Annotated in this window: 20 protein-coding genes; 10 read left to right on the top strand and 10 right to left on the bottom strand. The window is 65.3% G+C overall.

Annotated features, from left to right (window positions below):
• Positions 1 to 12: 12 nt before the first annotated feature.
• The 9 genes from KDJ86_RS12675 (at position 13) to KDJ86_RS12635 (ending at position 7,713) form a co-directional block, all read left to right on the top strand.
• Positions 13 to 1,671, top strand: coding sequence for an electron transfer flavoprotein-ubiquinone oxidoreductase (locus KDJ86_RS12675; RefSeq protein ID WP_291746248.1), 1,659 nt, complete (start codon positions 13 to 15; stop codon positions 1,669 to 1,671).
• Between the two features lie 66 nt (positions 1,672 to 1,737).
• On the top strand, positions 1,738 to 1,905 hold the full coding sequence (locus KDJ86_RS12670) for a hypothetical protein (protein WP_291746244.1): 168 nt from the start codon (positions 1,738 to 1,740) through the stop codon (positions 1,903 to 1,905).
• Positions 1,906 to 1,967: 62 nt separating this feature from the next.
• Entirely contained in the window at positions 1,968 to 2,876 is a 909-nt protein-coding gene (locus KDJ86_RS12665) for an AAA family ATPase (protein WP_291746241.1), read from the top strand.
• Positions 2,873 to 4,057: a vWA domain-containing protein gene (locus tag KDJ86_RS12660; protein WP_291746238.1), complete on the top strand. Its 1,185-nt coding sequence runs from the start codon at positions 2,873 to 2,875 to the stop codon at positions 4,055 to 4,057. The genes KDJ86_RS12665 and KDJ86_RS12660 overlap by 4 nt, the downstream gene beginning before the upstream one ends.
• Positions 4,058 to 4,127: 70 nt before the next feature.
• On the top strand, positions 4,128 to 4,466 hold the full coding sequence (locus KDJ86_RS12655) for an XdhC family protein (protein WP_291746236.1): 339 nt from the start codon (positions 4,128 to 4,130) through the stop codon (positions 4,464 to 4,466).
• A gap of 60 nt (positions 4,467 to 4,526) precedes the next feature.
• Positions 4,527 to 5,234 carry an XdhC family protein gene (locus KDJ86_RS12650; protein ID WP_291746233.1) on the top strand — a complete coding sequence of 236 codons (708 nt, stop codon included), beginning with the start codon at positions 4,527 to 4,529 and terminating at the stop codon, positions 5,232 to 5,234.
• Positions 5,231 to 6,847 (top strand): NTP transferase domain-containing protein, encoded by a 1,617-nt coding sequence (locus KDJ86_RS12645; protein WP_291746230.1) that lies wholly within the window; start codon positions 5,231 to 5,233, stop codon positions 6,845 to 6,847. The genes KDJ86_RS12650 and KDJ86_RS12645 overlap by 4 nt, the downstream gene beginning before the upstream one ends.
• A 163-nt stretch (positions 6,848 to 7,010) precedes the next feature.
• Entirely contained in the window at positions 7,011 to 7,280 is a 270-nt protein-coding gene (locus KDJ86_RS12640; protein ID WP_291746227.1) for an usg protein, read from the top strand.
• Positions 7,281 to 7,341: 61 nt separating this feature from the next.
• Complete coding sequence (locus KDJ86_RS12635; protein ID WP_291746224.1) at positions 7,342 to 7,713, top strand: cyclophilin-like fold protein; 372 nt, start codon at positions 7,342 to 7,344, stop codon at positions 7,711 to 7,713.
• Between the two features lie 93 nt (positions 7,714 to 7,806).
• Here the strand turns inward: KDJ86_RS12635 and KDJ86_RS20610 are convergent, their stop codons facing one another.
• From KDJ86_RS20610 to KDJ86_RS12605, 5 genes are all read right to left on the bottom strand, one after another.
• The gene (locus tag KDJ86_RS20610) at positions 7,807 to 10,419 is read right to left on the bottom strand and encodes an nSTAND1 domain-containing NTPase (RefSeq protein WP_367116799.1); all 2,613 of its coding nucleotides are present in this window, start codon (positions 10,417 to 10,419) and stop codon (positions 7,807 to 7,809) included.
• A gap of 300 nt (positions 10,420 to 10,719) precedes the next feature.
• On the bottom strand, positions 10,720 to 11,466 hold the full coding sequence (locus KDJ86_RS12620; RefSeq protein WP_291746216.1) for a proteasome-type protease: 747 nt from the start codon (positions 11,464 to 11,466) through the stop codon (positions 10,720 to 10,722).
• A 93-nt stretch (positions 11,467 to 11,559) separates the two neighbouring features.
• A complete protein-coding gene (locus KDJ86_RS12615; protein WP_291746213.1) occupies positions 11,560 to 12,384 on the bottom strand; it encodes a transglutaminase family protein in 825 nt (274 codons plus the stop codon).
• A gap of 10 nt (positions 12,385 to 12,394) precedes the next feature.
• Positions 12,395 to 13,339: an alpha-E domain-containing protein gene (locus KDJ86_RS12610; RefSeq protein WP_291746208.1), complete on the bottom strand. Its 945-nt coding sequence runs from the start codon at positions 13,337 to 13,339 to the stop codon at positions 12,395 to 12,397.
• 19 nt (positions 13,340 to 13,358) lie between these two features.
• Complete coding sequence (locus tag KDJ86_RS12605; RefSeq protein WP_291746205.1) at positions 13,359 to 14,777, bottom strand: circularly permuted type 2 ATP-grasp protein; 1,419 nt, start codon at positions 14,775 to 14,777, stop codon at positions 13,359 to 13,361.
• A 194-nt stretch (positions 14,778 to 14,971) separates the two neighbouring features.
• On the opposite strand from KDJ86_RS12605, the gene KDJ86_RS12600 reads away from it, so the two are divergent.
• On the top strand, positions 14,972 to 17,008 hold the full coding sequence (locus tag KDJ86_RS12600) for an aldo/keto reductase (RefSeq protein ID WP_291746203.1): 2,037 nt from the start codon (positions 14,972 to 14,974) through the stop codon (positions 17,006 to 17,008).
• A 30-nt stretch (positions 17,009 to 17,038) separates the two neighbouring features.
• Here KDJ86_RS12600 and KDJ86_RS12595 read toward each other — a convergent pair whose 3' ends face one another.
• The 5 genes from KDJ86_RS12595 to sfsA form a co-directional block, all read right to left on the bottom strand.
• Positions 17,039 to 18,427, bottom strand: a complete 1,389-nt coding sequence (locus KDJ86_RS12595) for a calcium-binding protein (protein WP_291746200.1) — start codon at positions 18,425 to 18,427, stop codon at positions 17,039 to 17,041.
• A gap of 368 nt (positions 18,428 to 18,795) precedes the next feature.
• Positions 18,796 to 20,661 (bottom strand): glycoside hydrolase family 15 protein, encoded by a 1,866-nt coding sequence (locus KDJ86_RS12590; protein ID WP_291746197.1) that lies wholly within the window; start codon positions 20,659 to 20,661, stop codon positions 18,796 to 18,798.
• Positions 20,662 to 20,829: 168 nt separating this feature from the next.
• Complete coding sequence (gene radC / locus KDJ86_RS12585) at positions 20,830 to 21,531, bottom strand: RadC family protein (RefSeq protein WP_291746195.1); 702 nt, start codon at positions 21,529 to 21,531, stop codon at positions 20,830 to 20,832.
• Positions 21,528 to 22,358, bottom strand: a complete 831-nt coding sequence (gene map, locus KDJ86_RS12580; protein WP_291746192.1) for a type I methionyl aminopeptidase — start codon at positions 22,356 to 22,358, stop codon at positions 21,528 to 21,530. The genes radC and map overlap by 4 nt, the downstream gene beginning before the upstream one ends.
• A gap of 83 nt (positions 22,359 to 22,441) precedes the next feature.
• The gene (sfsA, locus tag KDJ86_RS12575) at positions 22,442 to 23,143 is read right to left on the bottom strand and encodes a DNA/RNA nuclease SfsA (RefSeq protein ID WP_291746190.1); all 702 of its coding nucleotides are present in this window, start codon (positions 23,141 to 23,143) and stop codon (positions 22,442 to 22,444) included.
• Positions 23,144 to 23,346: the final 203 nt, after the last annotated feature.

Here is a 23,346-nt window from a genome sequence, read left to right as displayed (position 1 = left end):
AAGACGACAGGCATGAATGAGGAACGCGATCTTCCGCCACGCGAGTCGATGGATTTCGACGTGGTTATCGTCGGCGCCGGACCCGCCGGGCTCGCCGCCGCGATCCGGTTGAAGCAGGTGGCACCGGATCTGTCTGTCGTCGTGCTCGAAAAGGGCTCCGAGGTCGGCGCCCATATCCTGTCCGGGGCGGTGATCGATCCGACCGGGCTCGACGCGCTGCTGCCGGGCTGGCGGGAGGAGGATCACCCGCTCACGCAGCCGGTTTCCGCCGACCGCTTCCTGTGGATGGGGCCGGCGGGCGCGGTCCGCCTCCCCAACTGGCTGATGCCGCCGCTGATGAACAATCACGGCAACTACATCGCCTCGCTCGGCGACGTGTGCCGCTGGCTCGCCGAGAAGGCGGAGGCCGCCGGCGTGGAAATCTTTCCCGGATTCGCGGCGACCGAAATCCTGACCGGCGAGGATGGCGCCGTGGTCGGCGTCGCGACCGGTGACATGGGGATCCGCCGGGACGGCTCGCCCGGGCCGACCTTCGAGCGCGGCATGGAGCTGCGGGCGAAATATACCCTGATCGCGGAAGGCGCGCGTGGGTCTCTTGCCAAGCAGCTCATTGCCCGCTTCGGCCTCGACACGGATCGCGAGCCGCAGAAATACGGGCTCGGCATCAAGGAGCTCTGGCGGGTGCCGCCGGAGAACCACCGGCCGGGGCTGGTCCAGCACTCCTTCGGCTGGCCGCTCGACAACCGGACCGGCGGCGGGTCGTTCCTCTACCACTACGGCGACGACCTGGTGGCGATCGGCTTCGTCGTCCACCTCAACTACACCAACCCGCATCTCTCGCCCTTCGGCGTCTTCCAGCAGTTCAAGACCCATCCCGCCATCCAGTCGGTGCTTGCCGGCGGCGAGCGCCTTTCCTATGGCGCGCGGGCGATCACCGAGGGCGGTTGGCAGTCGGTGCCGAAGCTGGCCTTTCCCGGCGGGGCGCTGCTCGGCTGCGCCGCCGGCTTCGTCAACGTGCCGCGGATCAAGGGCAGCCACAACGCGATCCACTCCGGCATTCTCGCGGCCGAGTACGCTGCGGCGTCGATTGCCGACGGCCGGACGAATGACGAATTGACCGCCTACGAGGAAGCATGGCGAGGCTCGGCGATCGGCCGCGATCTCCGCCCGGTGCGCAACGTCAAGCCGCTGTGGTCGAAGCTCGGCACGCTGGGCGGCATCGCGCTCGGCGGGCTCGACATGTGGCTGAACACGATCGGCTTCTCGCTCTTCGGTACGATGGGACACGGCAAGCCCGACCATGCAGCGACCCATCCCGCGGCAAAGGAGAAGGCGCTTGACTATGCCAGGCCGGACGGGACGCGGACCTTCGATCGCGCGTCATCCATCTTCGTCGCGGGCGTCAGCCACGACGAGGACCAGCCGCCGCATCTCCGGGTCCGCGACATGGCGCTCCAGAAGGCGTCCGAGCATGACGTTTTCGGCGGGCCGTCGGCGCTCTACTGTCCGGCCGGTGTCTATGAATGGGTCGGAGAAGGTGAATCGCTGCGTTATCAGATCAACGCAACAAATTGTATTCATTGCAAGACCTGCGACATCAAGGACCCTAATCAGAACATCGACTGGGTACCGCCGGAAGGTGGCGGCGGGCCGAATTATCGAGGGATGTGACTTTCGGGTCATCGCAGATATGTCGCCAACCCTGGTATGGTGACCGGCCCTCGGGAGATCGCCGCCATGGCTCATCACAAGCGGAAGAAGGCGAAGAGCAGCCGCTGCGGTTGTCTGTTGTGCAAGCCGTGGAAGGTGAACGGGTTCAGGACCGAACGGGTCGAGGGCGAGAAATTCTCGGATCATCGCCGCCGGCTCTTCGCCGATCGGGAGCTGCGGGCGGTGCGGGCATAGGTCGTTTCGCTGCCTCGGCGGGGTGTGCTAGAGAGCAGGCTCCCTCCAGCGAAAATCCGACAATGAGCGATCTTCCGACCGATATCGATGCCACATTGGCGCTTCTGCGCGACGGCGGCTACGTGCCCGATCGCGCGCTCGCCACCGTTCTCTTCCTGTCGCTCAAGATGGGGCGGCCGCTGTTCCTCGAGGGCGAGGCCGGGGTCGGCAAGACCGAGATCGCCAAGGTGCTTTCCGACCGGCTGGGACGCAGGCTGATCCGGCTCCAGTGCTACGAGGGCCTCGATACGGCGAGCGCCGTCTACGAGTGGAATTACGCCGCGCAGATGATCGAGATCCGTGCAGCGGAGGCGACCGGCGACATCGACCGCGAACACCTGGTCGAGGACGTCTTCTCCGAGCGCTTCCTGATCCGCCGGCCTCTGCTCCAGGCGCTCTATCCCGATCCGGCCGGCCCGCCGATCCTGCTGATCGATGAGCTCGACCGCGCCGACGAGGCCTTCGAGGCCTACCTGCTCGAGATCCTCGCCGACAACCAGGTGACGATCCCCGAGCTTGGTACCATCCGTGCCGAGCAGCCGCCGATCGTCATCGTCACCACGAACCGGACGCGCGAGATCCACGATGCGCTGAAGCGCCGGTGCCTCTATCACTGGATCGACTACCCGGACTTCGCCCGCGAGCTGGAGATCGTCACCACCCGGGTTCCGGCCGCCGATCGGCGGCTGTCGAAGGAGATCGTCGCCTTCGTCCAGCGCCTGCGCAAGGAGGAGCTGTTCAAGAATCCCGGCGTCGCCGAGACGCTCGACTGGGCGACCGCGCTGACCGAGCTTGACCGCAAGTCCCTCGATCCGGAGACGATCGCCGAGACGCTCGGTGTGCTGCTCAAGTATCAGGACGACATTGGCGGGATCGATGCAAAGCGGGCCGAGGCGCTGCTCACCGAGGTGAGGGCGGACGCCGCCGAATGACCACCGGACGGCTCGCCGGGAACATTGTCCATTTCGCCCGCGCGCTGCGTCGCGCCGGATTGCCGGTCGGGCCGGCCGCCGTCGTCGATGCGATCAGGGCCGTCGAGATCGCCGGGTTCACGTCCCGCGACGATTTCTACTGGACCCTGCATGCGATCTTCGTCAGCCGTCACGATCATCACCCGATCTTCGACCAGGCCTTCTGGCTGTTCTGGCGGACGCGATGGCCGCACCACGAAGGATCTCCGGCAGGCGGCGGTGACGAGGATCGCAAGGATGCTTCGCCACCGGCCGCCCGCCGCATCGCCGAAGCGATGCTTGGCGGCATGGACAAGACCGGCGCCGAGAAACGGACCGAAGTCGAGATCGATGCGCGGCTGACGGTGTCGGAGATGGAGGCGCTCCGCCGCCGCGATTTCGCACAGATGGACGCGGCCGAGATCGTTCGCGCCGAGCGGCAGATCGAAGACCTTCGGCTGCCGGAAGACAGCGTCGCCTCGCGGCGGGCGATGGCCGCGGCGAGCGGGACGATCGACCCGCGCCGGACCCTTCGCTCGAGCCTCCGCTCCGGCGGCGACATGATCCTGCTCCGCCATCGGCAGTCGCGGCCGGTGCATCCGCCGATCGTCGTGCTCTGCGACATATCGGGGTCGATGAGCCCCTATACGCGGGTCCTGCTCCACTTCACCCATGTCCTTGGCCGGCAGCGGCGGGTATCGGCCTTCCTGTTCGGGACGCGCCTTACCAACGTGACGCGCCAGCTCCGGCACCGCGACGTCGACGAGGCGCTTGCCGCCTGTTCTGATTCGGTTGCCGACTGGTCCGGCGGAACGCGCATCGCCTCGACGCTCGAGGACTTCAACCGGCACTGGTCGCGCCGGGTGCTGGGGCAGGGGGCGATCGTGCTGCTGGTTACCGACGGCCTGGAGCGCGACGGCGTCGAGGATCTGTCGCGCCAGATGGATCGCCTGCACCGCTCCTGCCGGCGGCTGATCTGGCTGAACCCGCTGCTCGGTTTCGAGGGCTTCGAAGCGAAGGCCCGCGGTATCAGGGCGATGCTGCCCCATGTCGACGAACTGCGTTCGGTGCATTCGCTGGAAGCGGTGGAGGACATCTGCCGGGCGTTGTCCGGCGGGTCCACGCCGGTCGCCGATCCGCGCACCTGGCTGAGGGCCGCCTAACCGGCCTTGGCGTTTCGCGTCGGGTCGTTATATTCAGATGGAAATATCGCTGTCTTGATGGAGGCGGATTATGGAAACCGTGACCTCGTCGGAGCGGGTACTTGACGTGCTGGCGACCGCCGAAGGGTGGCGCGGCAGCGGGCGCGACGTGGCGATCGCGACGGTGATGGAGACCTGGGGATCCGCGCCACGGCCGGTCGGCAGCCATCTCGTCGTCGATTCCGAAGGCAACTTCGAAGGGTCGGTCTCGGGTGGTTGCGTCGAAGGAGCGGTCGTTGCCGAAGCCGTCGACGTCATTGCCGACGGCAAGCCGCGAATGCTTGAATTCGGCGTTGCCGACGAGACGGCCTGGCGGGTCGGCCTTTCCTGTGGCGGCCGTATCCGGGTCTATGTGGAGAAGCTGGACTAGGGTCCCGGCGATCAGGCGAAAAGGGACGAGCCCGAGGCGGGCCGGTCGGCTGAAGGCGACATGAAACTCGAGACGTTGAAGCGACTGAATACGGCCCGCGATGCGCGCGAGGCCGCCATCCTGATCACCGATGTGACGACTGGCGACGAGCGGCTGGTCCTTGAGAAGGATGGCTACGCCGGCGATCCCCTCGAAGAGGAGTTGGGCAAGCGGTTCCGCTCCGGTGGCTCGGGCATGGTCAGGCAGCCCGAGGGCGGCGATCTCTTCTTCACCGTCAGCGTGCCGCCGCCGCGGCTGGTGGTGGTCGGCGCCGTCCATATCAGCCAGGCGCTGGCGCCGATGGCGCGGATCGCCGGTTTCGACATGTCGATCGTTGATCCCCGCACGGCCTTCGCCTCGGAGGAACGGTTCCCGGATGTCCCGCTTTACGCCGAGTGGCCGGATGTCGCGATTCCGAAGGTCGGGCTCGACCGCTTCACCGCCTTGGCGGCGCTGACCCACGACCCCAAGATCGACGACGGAGCGCTCACCGCGGCGCTCGCCGCGGGATGCTTCTATGTCGGCGCGTTGGGCAGTCGGAAGACCCACGGCAAGCGTCTGGAGCGGTTGCGTGCCGCCGGCGTGGACGATGCCGCGCTGGAGACGATCCACGCGCCCATCGGCCTCGCAATCGGCGCCCGGTCCCCGGCTGAGATTGCCGTGGCGATCCTGGCCGAGGTGATCGGCGCCCTTCGCCGGCGCGGAATGGCGGGCGAGACAGTCGCGTGAAATTCGGCCCCGTCCCTGTTGCCGAAGCCGTCGGGGCGATCCTCGCCCACTCGGTCAGACATCGCGGCGGCATGATGCGGAAAGGAACGATCCTCTGCGCCGAAATGGTGGCCGAACTCGTCGATGCCGGGGTCGAAGATGTGATCGTCGCACGCCTCGGCGCTGACGACGTGCACGAGGATTCAGCCGCGCAGTCGCTGGCGGCGGCAATCGCCGGCGCGGGGCTTCGGGTCGATCCGCCCTTCACCGGACGATCGAACCTCTATGCCGAGGCCGCCGGCTTGCTCGTCGTCGACCGCGACGCGATCGACCGCCTCAACCGCGTCGATCCGGCGATCACCGTCGCGACCCTCGATGAGTACAGCGTCGTCGATCCGGGGCGGATGGCGGCGACGATCAAGATCATCCCCTTTGCGGTGCCGAAGGCGCGGCTGGACGATGCGCTCGCCATCGCCGCCGATGCGGTTCGGGTCGCGCCTTTCCGGGCCCGGACGGTGGGGCTCGTCGCGACGACGCTGCCGTCTCTCAAGCCGTCGGTCATGGACAAGACGAAACGGCTGCTCGCGGATCGGCTGTCGCTCGCCGGCGCGAGCCTCGCGACAGAGCGCCGTGTTCCGCACGAGACCGAAGCGATCGCGGCGGCGCTGAAGGAGCTGACCGCCGAGGGCATCGAGCTGGCGATCGTTTTCGGTGCTTCGGCGACGGTCGATGTCGAGGATGTCGTGCCGGCCGGGATCACGGCGGCCGGAGGCCGGGTGCTGCATTTCGGGATGCCGGTCGATCCGGGCAACCTCCTCGTGCTCGCCGAAATCGGCGACGTCCCGGTGATCGGCGCGCCGGGATGCGCGCGGAGCCCGAAGGAGAATGGTTTCGACTGGGTCCTCAATCGCTTGCTGGCGGACGTGCCAGCGACATCCGGGAGCATAACCGGACTTGGGGTCGGCGGCCTGCTGATGGAGATCGTGTCCCGGCCCCAGCCACGGGGAGGAGACGCGCCGATGGCCGGCGCCGGCAGCGCGCCGAGGATCGCGGCGGTCGTGCTCGCCGCCGGCCGCTCGCGGCGCATGGGTGGACCGAACAAGCTGATTGCGACGGTCGATGGGCGGCCTCTGGTACGGATTGCGACGGAGGCGGCGCTGTCGAGCCGGGCCGAACCGGTCGTCGTCGTCACGGGACACCGTCCGGGCGAGGTCGAGACGGCGCTGGCCGGCCTCGATGTGCAATTCGTCCACAATCCCGACTATGCGGACGGCCTGTCGACGTCGCTGAGGCACGGGATAGAAGCACTGCCGCCCGACATCGACGGCGCTGTCATCCTGCTTGCCGACATGCCCGGCGTCGACGCGCAAACCATTGACCGGCTTATCGAATCCTTTGATGCCGACGGTGGCGGATTGATTGTGTTGCCGACATTCCAGGGCAAGCGCGGGAACCCGGTTCTGTGGTCGAGGAGGCTGTTTCCGGACCTCCTCGCCGTCGAGGGCGATACCGGCGGGAGACATCTCATTGGCGCCCATCGGGACGCCGTGGTCGAGGTCGAGACGGGGCGGGCGGTGGCGGTCGACGTCGATACGCCCGAGGCGCTGGCGGCGATCGGCGGCAAGCCGGCATAGCTGTCAGCACTCACCCAAGCGTGCTGCTAATCGACTGATTCGACGCAACTTTTTCCGGTATGGCAATTGCATTTCCAGTTCCGCCGAGGAAACCTAGTCCTCGGACCGGCGGCCTGAATCGCGATGAATCACCGCCTGGGACAGCAACGGAAGGAGCGTGGTCATGCCTGAGACGGTGCCGAGACATGCATGGGACGACTATGGTTTGATCACCGCCCATATCCTGTACGGAATGCCGGACTGTCCGTCGGTCCTGCAGACCTTCGTCTGGCAGACCTACGACATGGCACCTGAATTTCCGGAGCTTCGCCGCTTCCTCGATTTCTGGCAGCGCGAGCTCGACGGCCCGCTGCGCTCGGTGACGGTATCCCACAAGCGGCTGGTCCGGGCCGGCGAGTTCAAGCCGGTGACGACCCAGCTGACGCTGCACTGATTGATTGCACCGCAATTTGCCCCTAGACCGGTCGGGTCGGCCGCCGACCGGGGAGGGGGACATGCGGAAAATGACGCTCGACTTCGAGGGGATCCGGATCACGCTCGACCTGCGCGACACCCCGACCGCCGACGCGATATGGGAGAACCTGCCCTTCACCGGTTCAGTGCTGACCTGGGGCGAAGAGGTCTATTTCGGGACCGGGATAAGCATCGCGCGCGAGCCCGACGCGCGGGCCGTCGTCGAGGCCGGCGAGATCGCCTTCTGGCCGGACGGCGATGCGATCGCCATCGGCTTCGGACCGACCCCGATCAGCGAAGGCGACGAGATCCGGCTGGCAAGCTCCTGCAACATCTGGGCGACGACGCAGGACGACGTCCGTATCCTCGCCCGCGTCTCGGCCGGGACGCGGGTGACGGCCGAGCGGGGGTGAGCCGACGGGCGATTCCGCCCATGGAACCATTCCGGCCGACCGCGGCCGCATCGTTGCGTCAAACGAGCCGACGTATCAGACGGCACCGAAAGCCTATTTCCTTGCGGGCGCCACCAGCCGCGCCGCGTCAATGCGGCTCATTTCGGATTGGATCGACGTCAACCAGGATTCCTGGCCCGCCGAAAGCCTGCCTTCCGAATCCAGACGCTCAATAATGTCCCGTGCTTCGCCGAGACGTCTCAGGCTTTCGTCGAAATCACCCGTCGCGTTCGCCGCGGTCCGAAGCCCAAAAGCCAAATCGATCTGCCATTGCAGATTGTCAGGCTCGCTTTCGACGAGTTTCCTGCGAATCGCCAGACTTTCCTCAAAGCGACCAGCCGCTTCGGTCTTGTTCCCGGATTGACTCATGATCGCTCCGGTCTTCTCGAGAAGGGTGGCCTGCCGCCGTAGCCACTCGTTATCTTTCGGCGAAAAACGGCGAGCGATCGCGAGTGCCTCCCCGAACGCCGCCAGAGCTCTGGAAAGCTCCTCGCCGCTCAGCGCGTTGTCGCCAAAATATTCAAGATTGTCGTAGAGCGCGGACTGCCACGCCTCGTCGTCCCGGTCGATGTCGACCAGCCTGCGGTAACTCTCAAGCATGACGTCGAAATTCGGCGAAGCGAGCGCAATTTCCTTTGAGGCATTTCTGACAAGTTCCAGGCGTTTTTCAGCGCGGTCCGCCTCCTTCTCTGCCTTGGTCCGCTGTTGCCCGGCGATCGTCGCCTGCTTCTCCGCCTCGTTCTGCGCCCGCATGGCGTAGACCCCGGCGCCCGCCGCCACCAGCGCCACCAGCCCGAGAAACGCGGCGGCGACGCGGGTTCGGCGGGTCAGGCGCCGGGCGGCGTCGCGCTCGGTCTCGGCCTGGCGAAGCCGCGCCGTCTCGAGCGCCCGACGCTGCTCTTCCGCCAGGCGTTGGCGTTCGGTTTCGGCGGCTTCCGATGCATGGATGAAGGTCGCTTCCTCTTCCGAGAAACGTTCCGCATGCTCGACCAGCCAGGTTCGGGCACGATCGAGCAGGATGCCGGCAATCAGACCCTTGGCCCGGTCCGGCTCGGGGAGTGCCTGCCAATCGGCGAGGGCCCTTTCCAGCCGGTTGCGGCCAATCAGGAAGTCTTCCTCTTCCTCGAGCCAACCCGCCAGCAGGGGCCACACCCGGAAAAGTGCCTCATGGGCGACTTCGACCTGGCGGATGCCTTCGTGTTCGCGAATGACCAGCAGCCGCGCCTGCGGTCCGGCCAATGCCATGGCCAGCCGGCGACCTGCTTCGGGAAGATCGTCCCACCGCGCCGCCTGGCGCACGAAGCCACCTTCGTCGTTGATCCGCACAAGGCCCGGCACGAAGGCTTCGCGGAGCGCCTTCAGTTCTGCCTCGCTCGGCTTCTCCTCGGCGATCACCCGCGCGGCGGTATCGCGGACAATGGTCTCAAGCGGCGACAGGCCGCTTTCCGTGTCCCTGAGACTTTCATACTCGACGAGCTGGATGCGGTTGTTGCCGCCGAACTGGTCGTAGAGGCGACGGAGCGCGAAGGCGACCAGCGGCAGGGCGTCCGCGCTCTTCGCGTCGCCGGCGATCCGAGCGGCCAACCCCTCGTCGACGTCGAGCCCGGCGATCCGGGCGGGACCGCGGACGATCTCGCCGATACGCTCGACCGACATCGGACGGAGCGAGAAGTCCTCGAACTCGGCGGTCAACCCTTCCGCCGTCTGCATTTCGCCAAGATGATCGGAGCGCAGCGTCGCCATGGCGACAAAAGGCAGGCCGGGATCGAGCAGCCTCGAGAGAAACGCCAGGAACCGTTGGCGCAATTCCGATGAGGTCCGGGTGAACAATTCCTCCATCTGGTCGATCGGGACCAGGATGCCGGCGCGAAAGGCGTCGTGCGCTCCGGCGAGCGCCGCGGCCATCGCTTTCGGGTCGACCTCCGCCAACTCGTTCGCAGCGATCCTGAAGCCGGCCTCGGCGAGGCTGAGCGCGAAGCCTTCAAAGGGGTCGGTCTCGGGCCGAAAGGGTGCGAGCACGATCCAGTCGCGCCTGGCCCTCCGGAGACGGGGGATCAGCCCCGCCTTGATCAGGGACGACTTGCCGGTGCCGGATTCTCCGAGCAACAGGACGAACCGCCGGCCTCCTTCGATCCGGCGGGAGTCCAGTCGCTGGATGAGGCGCCTCACGTCGTCATCCCGGCCGAAATAGACCGCGGCGTCGTCCTCGTCGAAGGCGAGGAAGCCGGGATAGGGCGCTCGGCCGGGTGGAAAGTCGAAGCCCCCCTGACTCAGAAGGGCGACCTCGGTCAGGCGGCTGGCGAGTTGTTCAAGGCCGCTTTCACGGTCCCGCGTCAGGTCCAGCTTCTGCAGGTCGTCTCCGACGAATTGGTCACCGTCCGGAGAGGCGATCAGCGGGAAGATCGCCTTGCCGCGCGAGCGTGCCTGAGCGAACTCGGCAAAGCACCATTTGGAATCGAACCAGTTCGTCGTCAGGAGCAGGATGACCGCCTGCGCCCGCTCCAGTTCGTCGTAAAGCCTTTGCTCCCACCGCTCGCCGGGCGGGATGCCGAGATGCTTGTCGATATCGAGAAAGCCGTGTTCGAAGCCCCGGCTCTTGAGCCAGGCGAACAAATCCCCGGCTTCCGAATTGTCGCGACTGGAATGTGAGATGAAGATGCGCGCCATGACCCGATGATAGTCGGTTGGTGCCCATCCTCAATCTGTTGTTGTACGGATACTGCACAGACAATCGAGCCATACCGTGACCGGCCGGCGGCGATGATCGGGCAAGCCGGATCCGGAAGCGGGGAGGCGACGCCGACCCGGCGGTTGGTCGTCATGCCGTGGCCCGCGGTGCAAACCGAACACGATCCGAAGAGATCATCGGGCGGCGGTGATCACCAGAACCGGCCAGGCAGCGGCGCCGGTTGCAACGCGGACCGCCCGACCTGGGCCGCATCTTCGTGCGGACGAGAGACCTGGCCGCTAGCGGGTCTTGTAGGGCGGCGGCGGCAGGGACTGATGCGCTTCGCGAAGCGCCGCCGACCAGTGTTCGCGCAGGTCGTGAAAATAGGGTTCCGATTCATCGATGCGATAGGTGAGGTCCGGCTCGATCGCATCCCTGCGCACGACGATCAGGTCGATCGGCAGGCCGACCGACAGGTTGGAGCGGATCGTCGAATCCATCGAGATGAGGCCGATCTTCAGCGCGTCGTAGAGGCCGGTCTTCTCGGTCACCGACCGGTCGAGGATCGGCTTGCCGTATTTGTGCTCGCCGATCTGGAGGTATGGCGTATCCGCCGTCGCTTCGATGAAATTGCCGGCGGAGTAGATCATGAAGAGCCGGAGCCGGCCGCCGCGCACCTGTCCGCCGAGCAGGACCGTGACGTCGAAGGTCCCGGACTGGGCCATCTCCTGGGAGATGCCGTCGACGCGATGGACCTCGCGGATGGCGCGGCCGATCATCTGCGCCGCCGCGAACATGCTGGGCGCCTTGACGAGGGTCTCGGTCTCCCCGGTGTCGGGGTTGTGGAAGCCCTCGGAGATCAGCGTCAGGACGGACTGGCTGACCGCGAGGTTGCCCGCGGTCGCCAGCGCGAAGACATACTCCCCCGGCTTCTGGAAGAGGTGCAGCTTGCGGAAGACCGAGATGTTGTCGACGCCGGCATTGGTGCGCGTGTCGGCGATCATCACCAACCCGTCATCCACGAGGATTCCGACGCAATATGTCATGGGTGATTCAGTGCGATTCCCAACCGACAATGACTGTCATCGGAACCTGGCCCGCTGGCAATCGGTTTCGGAAACATGGCATGAAACAACGACTTATCCGGAAACCCGAGTCGACTCATGGACCAGAATCCTGACGCCGAGGTCTTCGTCCGCGCCGCCATAGCGCGTGCCGCGCACCGGGGCGGCGCTCAGATAGTCGAGCCCGACGGCGACGCGCACATAGGCATCCGTCGCCGAGATGCCATTGGCGGGGTCGAAGGCCACCCAGCCGAGGCCGTCGACCAGCGCCTCCGCCCAGGCATGTCCGGCATCCTGGCCATCCAGCTTGTCGGCGTGGAAGAGATAGCCGCTGACATAGCGGGCCGGGATCCCGATATGCCGGGCCGCGGCGATGAAGATGTGGGCGAAGTCCTGGCAGACGCCGTGGCCGAGCGAAAAGGCCTCGATCGCGCTGGTGCCTGGGTCGGTGACATTGACGACGAATTCCAGGCGATCGCGGATATGGTTCATGATCGCGTGCAGGATGCTGACGACGTCGGGGCCGGCCGCGTCGCGCGCGATTTCGGCGAGCTGGCGGATCGCGGCGTCCGAGCGGGTGAGGGACGTGTCGCGCAGGTAGACCGGCATCGGAAGCCGCTCGACCTGGCCCTGAACGATGCCATGGCTGTCCTGTGTCTCGACCAGTCCCTCGGCGACGATGGTCAGGCCGTCGAGCGGCCCCTCGACCGTGAAGGAATGGACCAGGTTGCCGAACGGGTCATGCGAGGTGTCGAGACGGCAGTCGCGGTCGACGTCGATCCGCCAGTTGACGACGAACTGGCTGTTGTGGCCGCGCGGCGTCAGCCGCAGGATCTGGATGGCGCGATTGGCGGGAGAACCATACCGGTAGGCTGTTTCGTGATGGATTCGAAGACGCATCGGCGGATACTCAGGTCAGGTATTGCTTGGCGATGGTTTCACCGAGCCGCGCATTCTCCGCGATGAATTCCGTCAGGAATTCGTGCAGCCCCTTGTTCTGGAAGATTTCCGAAATTTCCGCGTTCTGCAGCCGGGTCATCGTCGAGCGCGCCGCGCGCTGGGCCGGGCCCTGGCGGCCGTAGGCCAGCGCCAGTTCGTCGAGGAACAGGGTGAGATTCTCGTAGCAGGAGGCAAGCGATCGCGGCATCTGGTCGTTGAGGACCAGCAGGTCGGCGATCAGCCACGGCTTGAGGCTCTCGTGGTAGACCCAGCGATAGGCGGTCAGCGCCGAGACCGAGCGCAGGATCGACGACCACTGGAAATAGTCGAGACCGCCGCCGACCCGCGCCTCCTCGGGAAGCAGGACGTGGTACTTGACGTCGAGGATGCGCGCCGTGCTGTCCGCCCGCTCGAGATAGAAGCCGAGCCGCAGGAACCAGTAGGCGTCGTGGCGCAGCATGGTGCGGTAGGCCGAGCCGTCGAAGCGCAGGCACGCCTCCTTGACCCCGCTGAGGAAGCCGTTGAGGGTCTGGCGGTCCATCTTCGTCCCGTCGTAGCGCTTCAGTTCCTGCCAGGCCTCGTTGATCGCCTCCCACATCTCGGAGGTCAGCGCCGTGCGGACGGCGCGGGCGTTGTTGCGTGCCGTGCCGACGCAATTCTTGATGCTCGACAGGTTATCCGGCGAGAAGGCGAGGTAGTCGATGGCCGGGTCCCGGTCGACCTCGTCATGGCCCTGCTTGAAGCCGTAGAGGGCTCCGGCGGCGGCCAGCGCCGGCTCCCATTCACTGGTCTCTCCGGCCAGCGTGTCGGGCACGGTGGCGAGCCGGTTGGCCGCGTCGATGATGCGCGCGGTATTGTCGGCGCGCTCGACGTAGCGGCCGAGCCAGAAGAGCGTATCGGCGGTGCGGCTCAGCATCGGGCGTCGATCCGGTATGTCATGCGTCGAGCACCCAGGTGTCCTTGGTGCCGCCGCCCTGGCTTGAGTTCACGACCAGCGATCCCTCCTTCAAGGCGACCCGCGTCAATCCGCCGGGAACGATCCGGACCTTGTCGGAGCCGTAAAGGACGAAGGGGCGGAGGTCGACGTGACGTGGCGCGATCCCCGCATCGACGACGGTCGGGCAGGTGGAGAGCGCCAATGTCGGCTGGGCGATGAAGTTGTCCGGGTCGGTCTTGATCTTGCGGGCGAATTCCTCGCGGGTCGCCTTGTCGGCGGCCGGGCCGATCAGCATGCCGTAGCCGCCGGAGCCGGCGACCTCCTTGACGACCAGGTCCTGCAGATTGTCGAGCACATGGGCGCAGGCATCCGGCTCGCGGCAGCGCCAGGTCGGGACATTCTTCAGGATCGGCTCGGCGCCGAGATAGAAGCGGACGATCTCGGGCATGTAGGAATAGACCGCCTTGTCGTCGGCGACGCCGGTGCCGACGGCGTTGGCGAGGGTGATGTTGCCGGCCCGGTAGGCGTTCATCAGGCCCGGCACGCCGAGCACGGAGTTGGGCAGGAAGGTCAGCGGATCGAGGAAGTCGTCGTCGAGCCGGCGATAGAGGACGTCGACGCGCTTCGGCCCCTCGGTCGTGCGCATGAAGACGATGTTGTCGCGGACGAGGAGGTCGCTGCCCTCGACGAGATCGATGCCGAGCTTGTCGGCGAGGAACGAGTGTTCGTAATAGGCGCTGTTGAGCGGACCGGGCGTCAGCAACGCCACCGCCGGTTCACCCGGAGCGGACGATGGCGCGACCGAATTCAGCGTCGCCAGCAGCTCTTCGGGATAGGTCTCCACCGGATCGATCCGGTAGTCGGCGAAGAGATCCGGAAATATCCGCATCATCACTTCGCGATTTTCCAGCATGTAGGAGACGCCGGACGGCGTCCGCGCATTGTCCTCCAGCACGTAGAAATCCTCGGCGTCGGTGCGCACGAGGTCGATGCCGGCGATCTGGACGTAGATGTCGTGGGGAAGCTTGTGCCCCATCATTTCCGGGCGGAAATACGGATTGCGATAGACGAGGTCGGCGGGGATCACGCCAGCCTTGATGATCTCGCCGGGCCCGTAGATGTCGGCGAGGAACATGTTGAGCGCCCGTACCCGTTGCTCGAGTCCGGTCGACAGCTTCCGCCACTCCGACTGGGTCAGGACCCGCGGGATGATGTCGAAGGGGATGATCCGCTCTTCGGCCTCCTCGTTGCCATAGACGGCGAAGGTGATGCCGATCCGGCGGAAGAGCAACTCGGCTTCCAGCCGCCTGTGGGCGAGGGACTCCGGCGTCTCGGATTCGAGCCAGCGCTTGATCAGGTCATAGCCCGGACGGCATTCGCCGCCGGCGTGATTCATTTCGTCGAAAGGCGCCGGCATGGTCCCCTTTTCAGTTGTTGGCGGCAAACGCCGTCAGGCAGGGTATCCTAACCCGAATTGCGGTCCCTACTGCAAATGGATGCAAAAACGAAGCCAAAAAGGAAGGCCGCCACTGTTTGTGCCCCGCTCGCTAAGTGACTAGGATTCCTCCATCAGCAATTCGGGTTTGCCAAGCCTTTCATGACGATATGCCGATGACTGAAGACGCAGCCGTAGCCTGGGGCATTATCGGACCGGGTGCAATTGCCCGGCAATTTGCCAGCGCCCTGTCGGAATCCGGAGCAGGGCGCCTCGCAGCGATCGCGACCCGCGATCCGAACAAGCCGGGGCTTGCGGAGGCGTTCCCCGGCGCGCGGATTATCGACGGCTATGCCGCGATCCTGGCCGACCCGGAGGTCGAGGCGATCTATATCGCGACGCCGCACACCTATCATGCGGAATGGGCGGTACGGGCGGCGGAGGCGGGCAAGCACGTCCTTTGCGAAAAGCCGCTCGCCGTTTCCGCCGCCGAAGCCGCGGCGATGACCAATGCCGCCCGCCAGGCCGGTACCTTTCTCGGCGAGGCCTTCATGTACCGGCTGCATCCGCTGACAGCCAGGATCGTCGACCTGGTCCGGTCCGGGGCGCTCGGCGAGGTCCGGCTGATCAAGGCGAGTGCCGGGATCAACGCGCCGAATTCGGGACCGGACGACAGGCTGTTCGCCAATGATGCGGCGGGCGGAGCCATCCTCGACACCGGTTGCTATCCGGTCTCGGCGGCGCGGCTGATAGCCGGCGCGGCCAGCGGTCTGGCATTCCTCGAGCCGGTCGCGGTTCACGGCGCCGGCCACCTTGGCGACACCGGGGTCGACGAATGGTCGGCGGCCGTGCTGCGGTTTCCGGGTGACATCCTTGCCGAGGTGTCCGCCAGCCTTTCCCTCACACAGGACAATGCGCTGCGCATCTTCGGCACCCGCGGATGGATGTCGGTCGCCTCGCCCTGGCGATGCACCGAATCCGGTCCGGCCGACATCGTCATCCATCGCCCCGACGGGACGACGGAGACCGAGGCGATCGATGAGCCGCGTCACCTTTATTCGTTCGAGATCGAGGCCGCGACGGCCGCGATCCGCGAGGGACGGTGCGAGTTCTCGCCACCCGGACCGACATGGGACGACACGATCGGCAACATGAAGGCGCTCGACCAGTGGCGCGCCGATATCGGGCTCGTCTACGGCTTCGAGCGGGATAAACGGTCCCGGCTCGGCTCGGCGCGGCGTGGTCTTGCAAGTCCGGCGAATCCCATGCCGCGACGGATGCTGCCCGGCTTGCCGCGCGAGGTTTCGGTGGTCGCCCTGGGCGGCGCCAATTTCACCTCCTTCCCGCAAGCGGCGGAAGTCTGCGACGCCTATTTCGAGCGCGGCGGCAACGTGCTCGACAGCGCCTGGCTCTATGGCAACGGGCTCTGCGACGAGCTCCTCGGCGCCTGGATGGCGGCGCGCGGCATCCGGGAGGAGATCGTCCTGGTCGGCAAGGGCGCCAACGCGCCGCTGACCTATCCCGACGTCATCGCCCGGCAACTGACCGAATCCCTCGACCGGCTGCAAACCGACCATGTCGACATCTATTTCATGCATCGGGACAATCCGGAAATCCCGGTCGGAGAATTCGTCGACGCGCTCGATCACGAGGTGGAGGCGGGGCGTATCAGGTCCTATGGCGGCTCGAACTGGACGCGCGAACGGATGGATGCCGCGATCGCCTATGCGGAACGCAACCACAAGCGGCCGCCGGGGGCGCTGTCCAACAACTTCTCACTCGCCGAGATGGTCAATCCGGTCTGGAACGGGACGCTGGCGGCGTCGGACGATGCCTGGAAGTCGTGGCTGGCCGAACGACAGATTCCGGATTTCGCCTGGTCGAGCCAGGCGCGCGGCTTCTTTACCGACCGCGCCGGGCCGGACAAGCTGGACGACCCGGAGCTCGTCAACGGCTGGTACAGCGACATGAACTTCGCCCGGCGCGCACGCGCCATCGAACTCGGCGAGCGACTGGGCAAGAGCCCGCTGCATGTGGCGCTCGCCTATTGTCTCCACCAGGCCTTCCCGGTGGTCCCGCTGATCGGGCCGCTGAGCCTCGCCGAGCTGGAAGACTCGCTCGAGGCGCTCGACATCACCCTGACCGCCGACGATCTGCGCTGGCTGGAGCAGGGAGACGAAGCGGCCGGGACCATTGAAGACGGGCCTGGCTAAGCGCAGGATCTCGCTCGAGGCGTCGGGCCCCTACGCTATGACCAAGAAATCATCATGACTAACGTGGTTCGGACTGTGCTTCAGTATGGCGAAAACCTTTTCCGCGTGACCCGCGACGTAGGCAAGCTCACCGGATTTCTTGCTGTAAGCGATCAAATCGTCCTTCTTTGCCTTATCGATGCTCGTTCCCGAGAAGAATGCCTTCTTTGGTAAAACGCCCAGGCTCAGCTTTTTGAAAGCCGACTTGTCCAGCCAAATCTCGTCGAGGCCCGGCCTAAAATCAGTCACGCGATCGACATTCGATGCTTTCAGCGCGCTATCGAAAACAAAGACATTCGATAGACCCGGCCCGCCGGAAAGCTTGTCCTTGCCTGAGCCTCCCCCAAGGATGTCGTTGCTGTCTCCCCCGAATATCTTGTCTCGCCCGCTTTGACCGTAGATGGTGTCGGGACCGGAGGTGCCGAATATCTTGTCGTTGCCGGAGCCGGCGTACCAGACTTTTCCCGGAATTTTAAGTGTAACGACGTCATTCCCTGATCCGAAAGGGTTGTCAGGTGAAAGAGAGAAAGAAAAATTGTAATTTTCGTAGACTTCCCAGTCGTCATGGCGAATTGATACGTTCGTTCCCGAGAGCGTTGTTGCCGAATCAACCGCTTCCAGATAATAATCGCCCTTATTCAGATGGATCGTGTCCCCGTTGTGGATGATCTGCTTGAGGGGCGTTCCCGTAGCGCTCTGGGCCGGACCATGCAAAATGAACCCACCATATTTGCCTCCAACCTGAAAGGTTACGGTCCCCGCGTCGGCAACCGAGAAATCAAAGTAGTCGCGATCATCCGCCACAAATTTATCGCTCACGGGAAGAGGATCACCCGGGGCCAAGCCGCCAGCGTCAGTTCTCCCGAACGCGGTATAGAAAGAGTCTTTGCCAAAAATTTGCGTGTCGCTTTTGGATAGCGTTCCGATATCCAGGCCAGATCCGGGTGAATTTCCCCCATGATCGGTGGGAATTAAGGGAAATACGACAATACCAAAAGAATAAGTTGCTGTCGTCCAACTCGAATCCGATGGATGGACTTTTATATAATGAAGTTGACCTTCCGATGAGGTATCATAGCTGACATGATCGAGTCTGGTATACGTCTCATCATTGGCGCGATTGTCAGCGAGCTCCTTCCGGTTCGTATCATATAGAACGAGATAGCTTGAGCCGCCGGGATTCTCATAATATGGCGCGGCGATCGAATAATCTGACGACTTGATGTTGAATTTATAGTATACCGTATCAAACGGAGAAGTTTTTGTGATAGTGCCTTCCAAATGGACGGTTAGAAAACGATGTGTTGTTGGATCTATGACGCCAAAGGTGCCAACCGACAACGCTCCTTCGAATGTATTGGGCGGCAATGTTGAAGTCATTGCTGTTTCTCGATCTTGACTAGGAAGCGATTAGCGGATCTTTGAGTGATCGCGGGCATGGCCCCAGGGAGAGGCATGCTCTGGCGTTCGGATGAACGCATCGACCCAAAAGTCGTCATTGTGCGGTCCCGCGAAGATGAGTCCAGGGTCGATCATGGCCTGGAATCTGGAATGCACCGACCCCCATTTGGGGGTAATGCGTGCTGCGTCGCGAAAGCCGTTATCAGGAGGATTCGGACGGAAAGCCCGGGCACGACAGGCCGCCGGCCGGAGGACGCCTTCCGCCCAAGCCCGATCGATGATCCAGTTGACCGCGGGCGGGTATCCTCGCGACCTCAGGTGAGCCTTGAGTGTCGGGGAAGTCCAGATCAGTCCTTCGTTCCCGGCGGTGTCGGATCCTGGCCGCTGCGCTGCTGCGCCGAGCCGTGGCGGCTTGCCAGGCTGTGCGCGGTATTGATCAGCCCGAGATGGGACAGCGCCTGCGGGAAGTTGCCGACCATCCGCTTGCGGATCGGGTCGTATTCCTCGGCGAGGAGGCCGAGGTGGTTGCGCAGCGACAACAGCCGCTCGAAGAGCTCGACGGCCTCGTCATGCCGGCCGGTCAGCACATAGGCGTCGGCGAGCCAGAAGCTGCAGGCGAGGAAAGCGCCCTCGTTGCCGCCGACCCCGTCATCGACATCGTCGGTCGCGTAGCGCATGACGAAGCCGTCAACGAGCAGATCCTCCTCGATCGCCTTGATGGTTCCGAGAAGGCGGGGATCGTCGAGCGGCAGGAAGCCGACCAACGGCATCGCCAGGAGGCTCGCATCGAGGGTCGTGCCGCCGTAATACTGGGTGAAGGTGTTGCGCTTCTCGTCGTAGCCGTGGGCGCAGACATCGGCATGGATCTGGTCGCGCACCTTCTTCCAGTGATCGATGGGCACGCGGATGCCGTATTTTTCGGCGATCCTCGTCGCACGGTCGAAGGCGACCCAGCACATCATCCGCGAATGGGTGAACGCACGCGGCGGGCCGCGCATCTCCCAGATGCCGTGATCGGTCGTCTGCCAGATCGACTCGACATATTCGAGCACCAGCGACTGGAACTCGTAGTGCTTGTCCATCGGCCCGAGGCCGGCCTGCCGCGCGATATAGAGCGTCTCGGCGATCTCGCCGTAGATGTCGAGCTGGATCTGGTCGGCGGCCGCGTTGCCGACCCGCACCGGAGCGCTGTTCTCATAGCCGGGGAGCCACGGCACCTCCATCTCGGGCAGCCATCGCTCGCCCGAGATGCCATACATGATCTGGAGCTGCTTCGGATGGCCGGCGGTGGCGCGGCGCACCCATTGCCGCCAGGCGTCGGCTTCGGTGCGGTAGCCGGAATTGACCAGCGCGTAGAGGGTGAGGGCGGAATCGCGCAGCCAGCAGAATCGGTAGTCCCAGTTGCGCGTCCCGCCGATTGCCTCGGGCAGCGACGTCGTCGGCGCCGCAACGATGCCGCCTGTCGGCTGGAAAGTCAGCAGCTTGAGCGTGATCAGCGAGCGGGTCACCGCCTCGTGCCACCGGGGCCGCCGGGTCGAGAAGGAGCATCGCCCGACCCATTCGCTCCACCATTCGACCGTCTCCTCGAGGCTCTGATGGCGGTCGGGGACGAAGTGAGGCTGCTTGTGGGAAGGGTGGTAGGAGAGCGTGAAGGGCATGGATTCGCCCTCGCGCAGGGTGAAGTCCGCGAAGGTCTTCAGGTCGCGGCCCTCGAGCCGCGCCGGCGTATGGAGTTCGATCGCGTCGGGTCCAGCGACGGCGCTGAGACCATAATCCCGCCGCGCCACCCACGGCAGCACCTCGCCGTAGTTGAAGCGCAGCACCAGCTCCATCGACACCGTGACCTCGCCACGGTCGCCCTGGACGATGCGGACGAGGTCGACTTTCTCCTCGTTGTCGGAAAGCGGCATGAAGTCGGTGATGGTGATGGCGCCGGTTTCGGTTTCCATCCGGGTTTCGAGGACCGCGGTCCCCGGGACGTACCGCTGGCTCGACTTGACCACCTTGCCCCTGGGAGCGATCAGCCAGCGACCATGTTCGGGGGCGCCGAGCAGGGCCGCGAAGCAGGCCGGGGAATCGAAACGCGGCAGGCAAAGCCAGTCGATCGATCCATCCATGCCGACCAGCGCGGCCGACATCATGTTGCCGATCAGTCCGTAGTCTTCGAGCGGCTTCGACAATGCCTGAGCCGGCTTCCTTGTTTCAGCCGCCATGCATGACCTCCGGATCGTCCGTCATACCGCCATCGACCAGAACATTCGCTGCCGGCTCTCCCTTCAGTCGGGTGCCCCGGTGGCCGGACCGGCGGTCGGGTGAATCGGCCGCGGTGACTATAGACAATCCGGCCCGCCGGTGCGCGCCGTCGCGGGATGGAGGCGCGCTCAGAAGAGCTTCAGCGCGCGGAAGCTGGCGTGGCCCTTCTTTCCGACGATGATGTGGTCGTGGACGGCGATGCCAAGCGGCTTGGCGACGTCGACGATCGACTTGGTCATGTTGATGTCGGCCCGCGAGGGCGTCGGATCGCCGGATGGATGATTGTGGACGAGGATGATCGCCGTCGACGACAGCTCCAGCGCCCGCTTCACCACTTCGCGCGGATAGACCGGGGTGTGGTCGACGGTGCCGCTCTGCTGGACCTCGTCGGCGATCAGCACGTTGCGCTTGTCGAGGAACAGGATGCGGAACTGCTCGATCGGCTCATAGGCCATCGCCGCCCGGCAATAGTCGACGACGGCCGTCCAGGAATCGAGCAGCTGGCCCTGCTTGACCGGGTCCTTGAGGAAGCGCTGCGCGGCGGCGTAGACGACCTTGAGGTGATGGGCGGCGCGATCGCCGACACCCTTGACCTCGACGAGGCGGGCGGGCGGCGCGGCGAGCACTTCCGCGAAGCTGCCGAAGCGGGCGAGCAGCGCCTTGGCGATCGGCTTGGTGTCGACGCGGGGAAGCGCCTGAAACAGGATCATTTCAAGCAGCTCGTAGTCGCGGAGACTTTCCCCGCCGAGTTCCTGGAAGCGCTCGCGCATGCGCTCCCGATGCTCAAGATAGTGGGGCAGGTCCCCGCCCTTGTCGCGAAACCCCGTCATGCCTCGTTGCTGCGGGAGGGAAACAGGCCCTTCGGCGAGAGCGTGAATATCTCGTAGCCGTCCTCGGTCACGCCGACCGAATGCTCGAACTGGGCCGACAGCGAACGATCGCGGGTGACGGCCGTCCAGCCGTCCGACAGGACCTTCACCTGGGGCCGGCCGAGATTGATCATCGGCTCGACGGTGAAGATCATGCCGGGCTTGAGCTCGACGCCGTCGCGGGGACTGCCATAGTGGAGGATATTCGGCACGTCGTGGAACAGCAGGCCGACTCCATGGCCGCAGAAATCGCGGACGACGCCGCAGCGTTCTCCCTCGGCATATTCCTGGATGGCGTGGCCGATGTCGCCGGTCTTCCGGCCGGGGCGGATGACCTCGATGCCGCGCATCATCGCCTCGTAGGTGACCGCGACGAGGCGTTCGGCGGCCCGCTTGACGTTGCCGACCATATACATGCGGCTCGAATCGCCGTGCCAGCCATCGACGATCAGGGTCACGTCGACATTGACGATGTCGCCTTCCCGCAAGAGCTTGTCGCCCGGGATGCCGTGGCAAACGACGTGGTTGATCGAGGTGCAGGTGGACTTGGTGTAGCCCTTGTAGCCGAGCGTCGCGGGCAGGGCGCCGTGATCCAGCGCGAACTGGTAGACGAAATCGTCGATCGCCCGGGTCGGCAGGCCGGGACGGATCAGGTCGGTGACCGCGTCGAGGCACTCGGCGACCAGGCGTCCGGCCCGGCGCATGCCCTCGAACCCCTCCGGGCCATAGAGCTTGATCGTTCCATCATTCTTGACCGGCACCAGGCCCGCATCGACATAGGTCACCATCGACGGCTCGCATCAGGATCAGCGTAGGACATATTGCGAGGATATGACGACTTTACCGGGTCGATACAAGGCCATTGACGTTGTCAGTCCGCCAGCGGAACGGCCTCCGCCACCGTGATCTGCCCGATCGAGAGGTCGCATCGCCGCGCCAGCATCTCGACGCCGGCCCCGCGCGCCTCGTCGAAGGCCTTGCCGTAGGCCGGGTCGATGTCGCGAGCGACGGCCAAAGAGCGGGCGTCGCCGCGCTGGATGATGAACAGCATGACGGCGCGATGGCCGGCCGCGACGACCTCGCCAAGCTCGGCGAGATGCTTGGCGCCGCGCGCCGTCACCGAGTCGGGAAACTCGGCGAGACCCGGCCGTCGCATAAGGTGGGCGTTCTTGACCTCGACATAGGTGTCCGGCCGGCCGGACCCGGTCAGCAGGATGTCGATCCGGGAATTGCGGCCGTAGCGGACCTCGCGGGCCATGGCCGCATAGCCCGCGAGCTCGGGGATCGTGCCGGCGGCGATCGCTTCCTCGGCGAGACGGTTGGGGTGGGCCGTGTTGATGCCGACGAGGCCGCCATCCGCCTCGATCAATTCCCACGAGAGCGGCAGCTTCCGCTTCGGGTTGGCGGAGCGGGACAGGAAGACGCGCGACCCCGGCGCCGCGAGGCCGGTCATCGCGCCCGGATTGGCGCAATGGACGGTGGCGACCTCGCCGCCGGGCATTTCGACGTCGGCGAGGAAGCGCTTGTAGCGGCGGATCAGCCGGGCTTCGATCAGGGGAGAGGGGAATCGCATGCCGCCGGCCATACCATCCGGCGGACCGCCGGCGCCAGCCGCTCAGACCGCCCTGCTGTGGACGGCGCCGGAGCCGGCGCGATAGGCGTCGAAGGCCGCCGCCGCGACACGGACAAGCGTGCGGGCATCCCCGGCCATCTCGACCATCGCGCCGTCGCGGCGGAGCACCCCGTCGGCGGCCAGCCGGTCGAGAATGGGAAGGG

It is taken from the genome of Bauldia sp., assembly GCF_020442045.1.
GTDB lineage: Bacteria > Pseudomonadota > Alphaproteobacteria > Rhizobiales > Kaistiaceae > Bauldia.
This window is presented reverse-complemented; position numbering and strand designations above follow the sequence as displayed.

Bases quoted from the DNA above. Each gene is read 5' to 3' on its own strand.
- KDJ86_RS12675 (WP_291746248.1), top strand. From the start codon at position 13: ATGAATGAGGAACGCGATCTTCCGCCACGCGAGTCGATGGATTTCGAC.
- KDJ86_RS12670 (WP_291746244.1), top strand. From the start codon at position 1,738: ATGGCTCATCACAAGCGGAAGAAGGCGAAGAGCAGCCGCTGCGGTTGT.
- KDJ86_RS12665 (WP_291746241.1), top strand. From the start codon at position 1,968: ATGAGCGATCTTCCGACCGATATCGATGCCACATTGGCGCTTCTGCGC.
- KDJ86_RS12660 (WP_291746238.1), top strand. From the start codon at position 2,873: ATGACCACCGGACGGCTCGCCGGGAACATTGTCCATTTCGCCCGCGCG.
- KDJ86_RS12655 (WP_291746236.1), top strand. From the start codon at position 4,128: ATGGAAACCGTGACCTCGTCGGAGCGGGTACTTGACGTGCTGGCGACC.
- KDJ86_RS12650 (WP_291746233.1), top strand. From the start codon at position 4,527: ATGAAACTCGAGACGTTGAAGCGACTGAATACGGCCCGCGATGCGCGC.
- KDJ86_RS12640 (WP_291746227.1), top strand. From the start codon at position 7,011: ATGCCTGAGACGGTGCCGAGACATGCATGGGACGACTATGGTTTGATC.
- KDJ86_RS12635 (WP_291746224.1), top strand. From the start codon at position 7,342: ATGCGGAAAATGACGCTCGACTTCGAGGGGATCCGGATCACGCTCGAC.
- KDJ86_RS20610 (WP_367116799.1), bottom strand. From the start codon at position 10,419: ATGGCGCGCATCTTCATCTCACATTCCAGTCGCGACAATTCGGAAGCC.
- KDJ86_RS12620 (WP_291746216.1), bottom strand. From the start codon at position 11,466: ATGACATATTGCGTCGGAATCCTCGTGGATGACGGGTTGGTGATGATC.
- KDJ86_RS12615 (WP_291746213.1), bottom strand. From the start codon at position 12,384: ATGCGTCTTCGAATCCATCACGAAACAGCCTACCGGTATGGTTCTCCC.
- KDJ86_RS12610 (WP_291746208.1), bottom strand. From the start codon at position 13,339: ATGCTGAGCCGCACCGCCGATACGCTCTTCTGGCTCGGCCGCTACGTC.
- KDJ86_RS12605 (WP_291746205.1), bottom strand. From the start codon at position 14,777: ATGCCGGCGCCTTTCGACGAAATGAATCACGCCGGCGGCGAATGCCGT.
- KDJ86_RS12600 (WP_291746203.1), top strand. From the start codon at position 14,972: ATGACTGAAGACGCAGCCGTAGCCTGGGGCATTATCGGACCGGGTGCA.
- KDJ86_RS12595 (WP_291746200.1), bottom strand. From the start codon at position 18,427: ATGACTTCAACATTGCCGCCCAATACATTCGAAGGAGCGTTGTCGGTT.
- KDJ86_RS12590 (WP_291746197.1), bottom strand. From the start codon at position 20,661: ATGGCGGCTGAAACAAGGAAGCCGGCTCAGGCATTGTCGAAGCCGCTC.
- radC (WP_291746195.1), bottom strand. From the start codon at position 21,531: ATGACGGGGTTTCGCGACAAGGGCGGGGACCTGCCCCACTATCTTGAG.
- map (WP_291746192.1), bottom strand. From the start codon at position 22,358: ATGGTGACCTATGTCGATGCGGGCCTGGTGCCGGTCAAGAATGATGGA.
- sfsA (WP_291746190.1), bottom strand. From the start codon at position 23,143: ATGCGATTCCCCTCTCCCCTGATCGAAGCCCGGCTGATCCGCCGCTAC.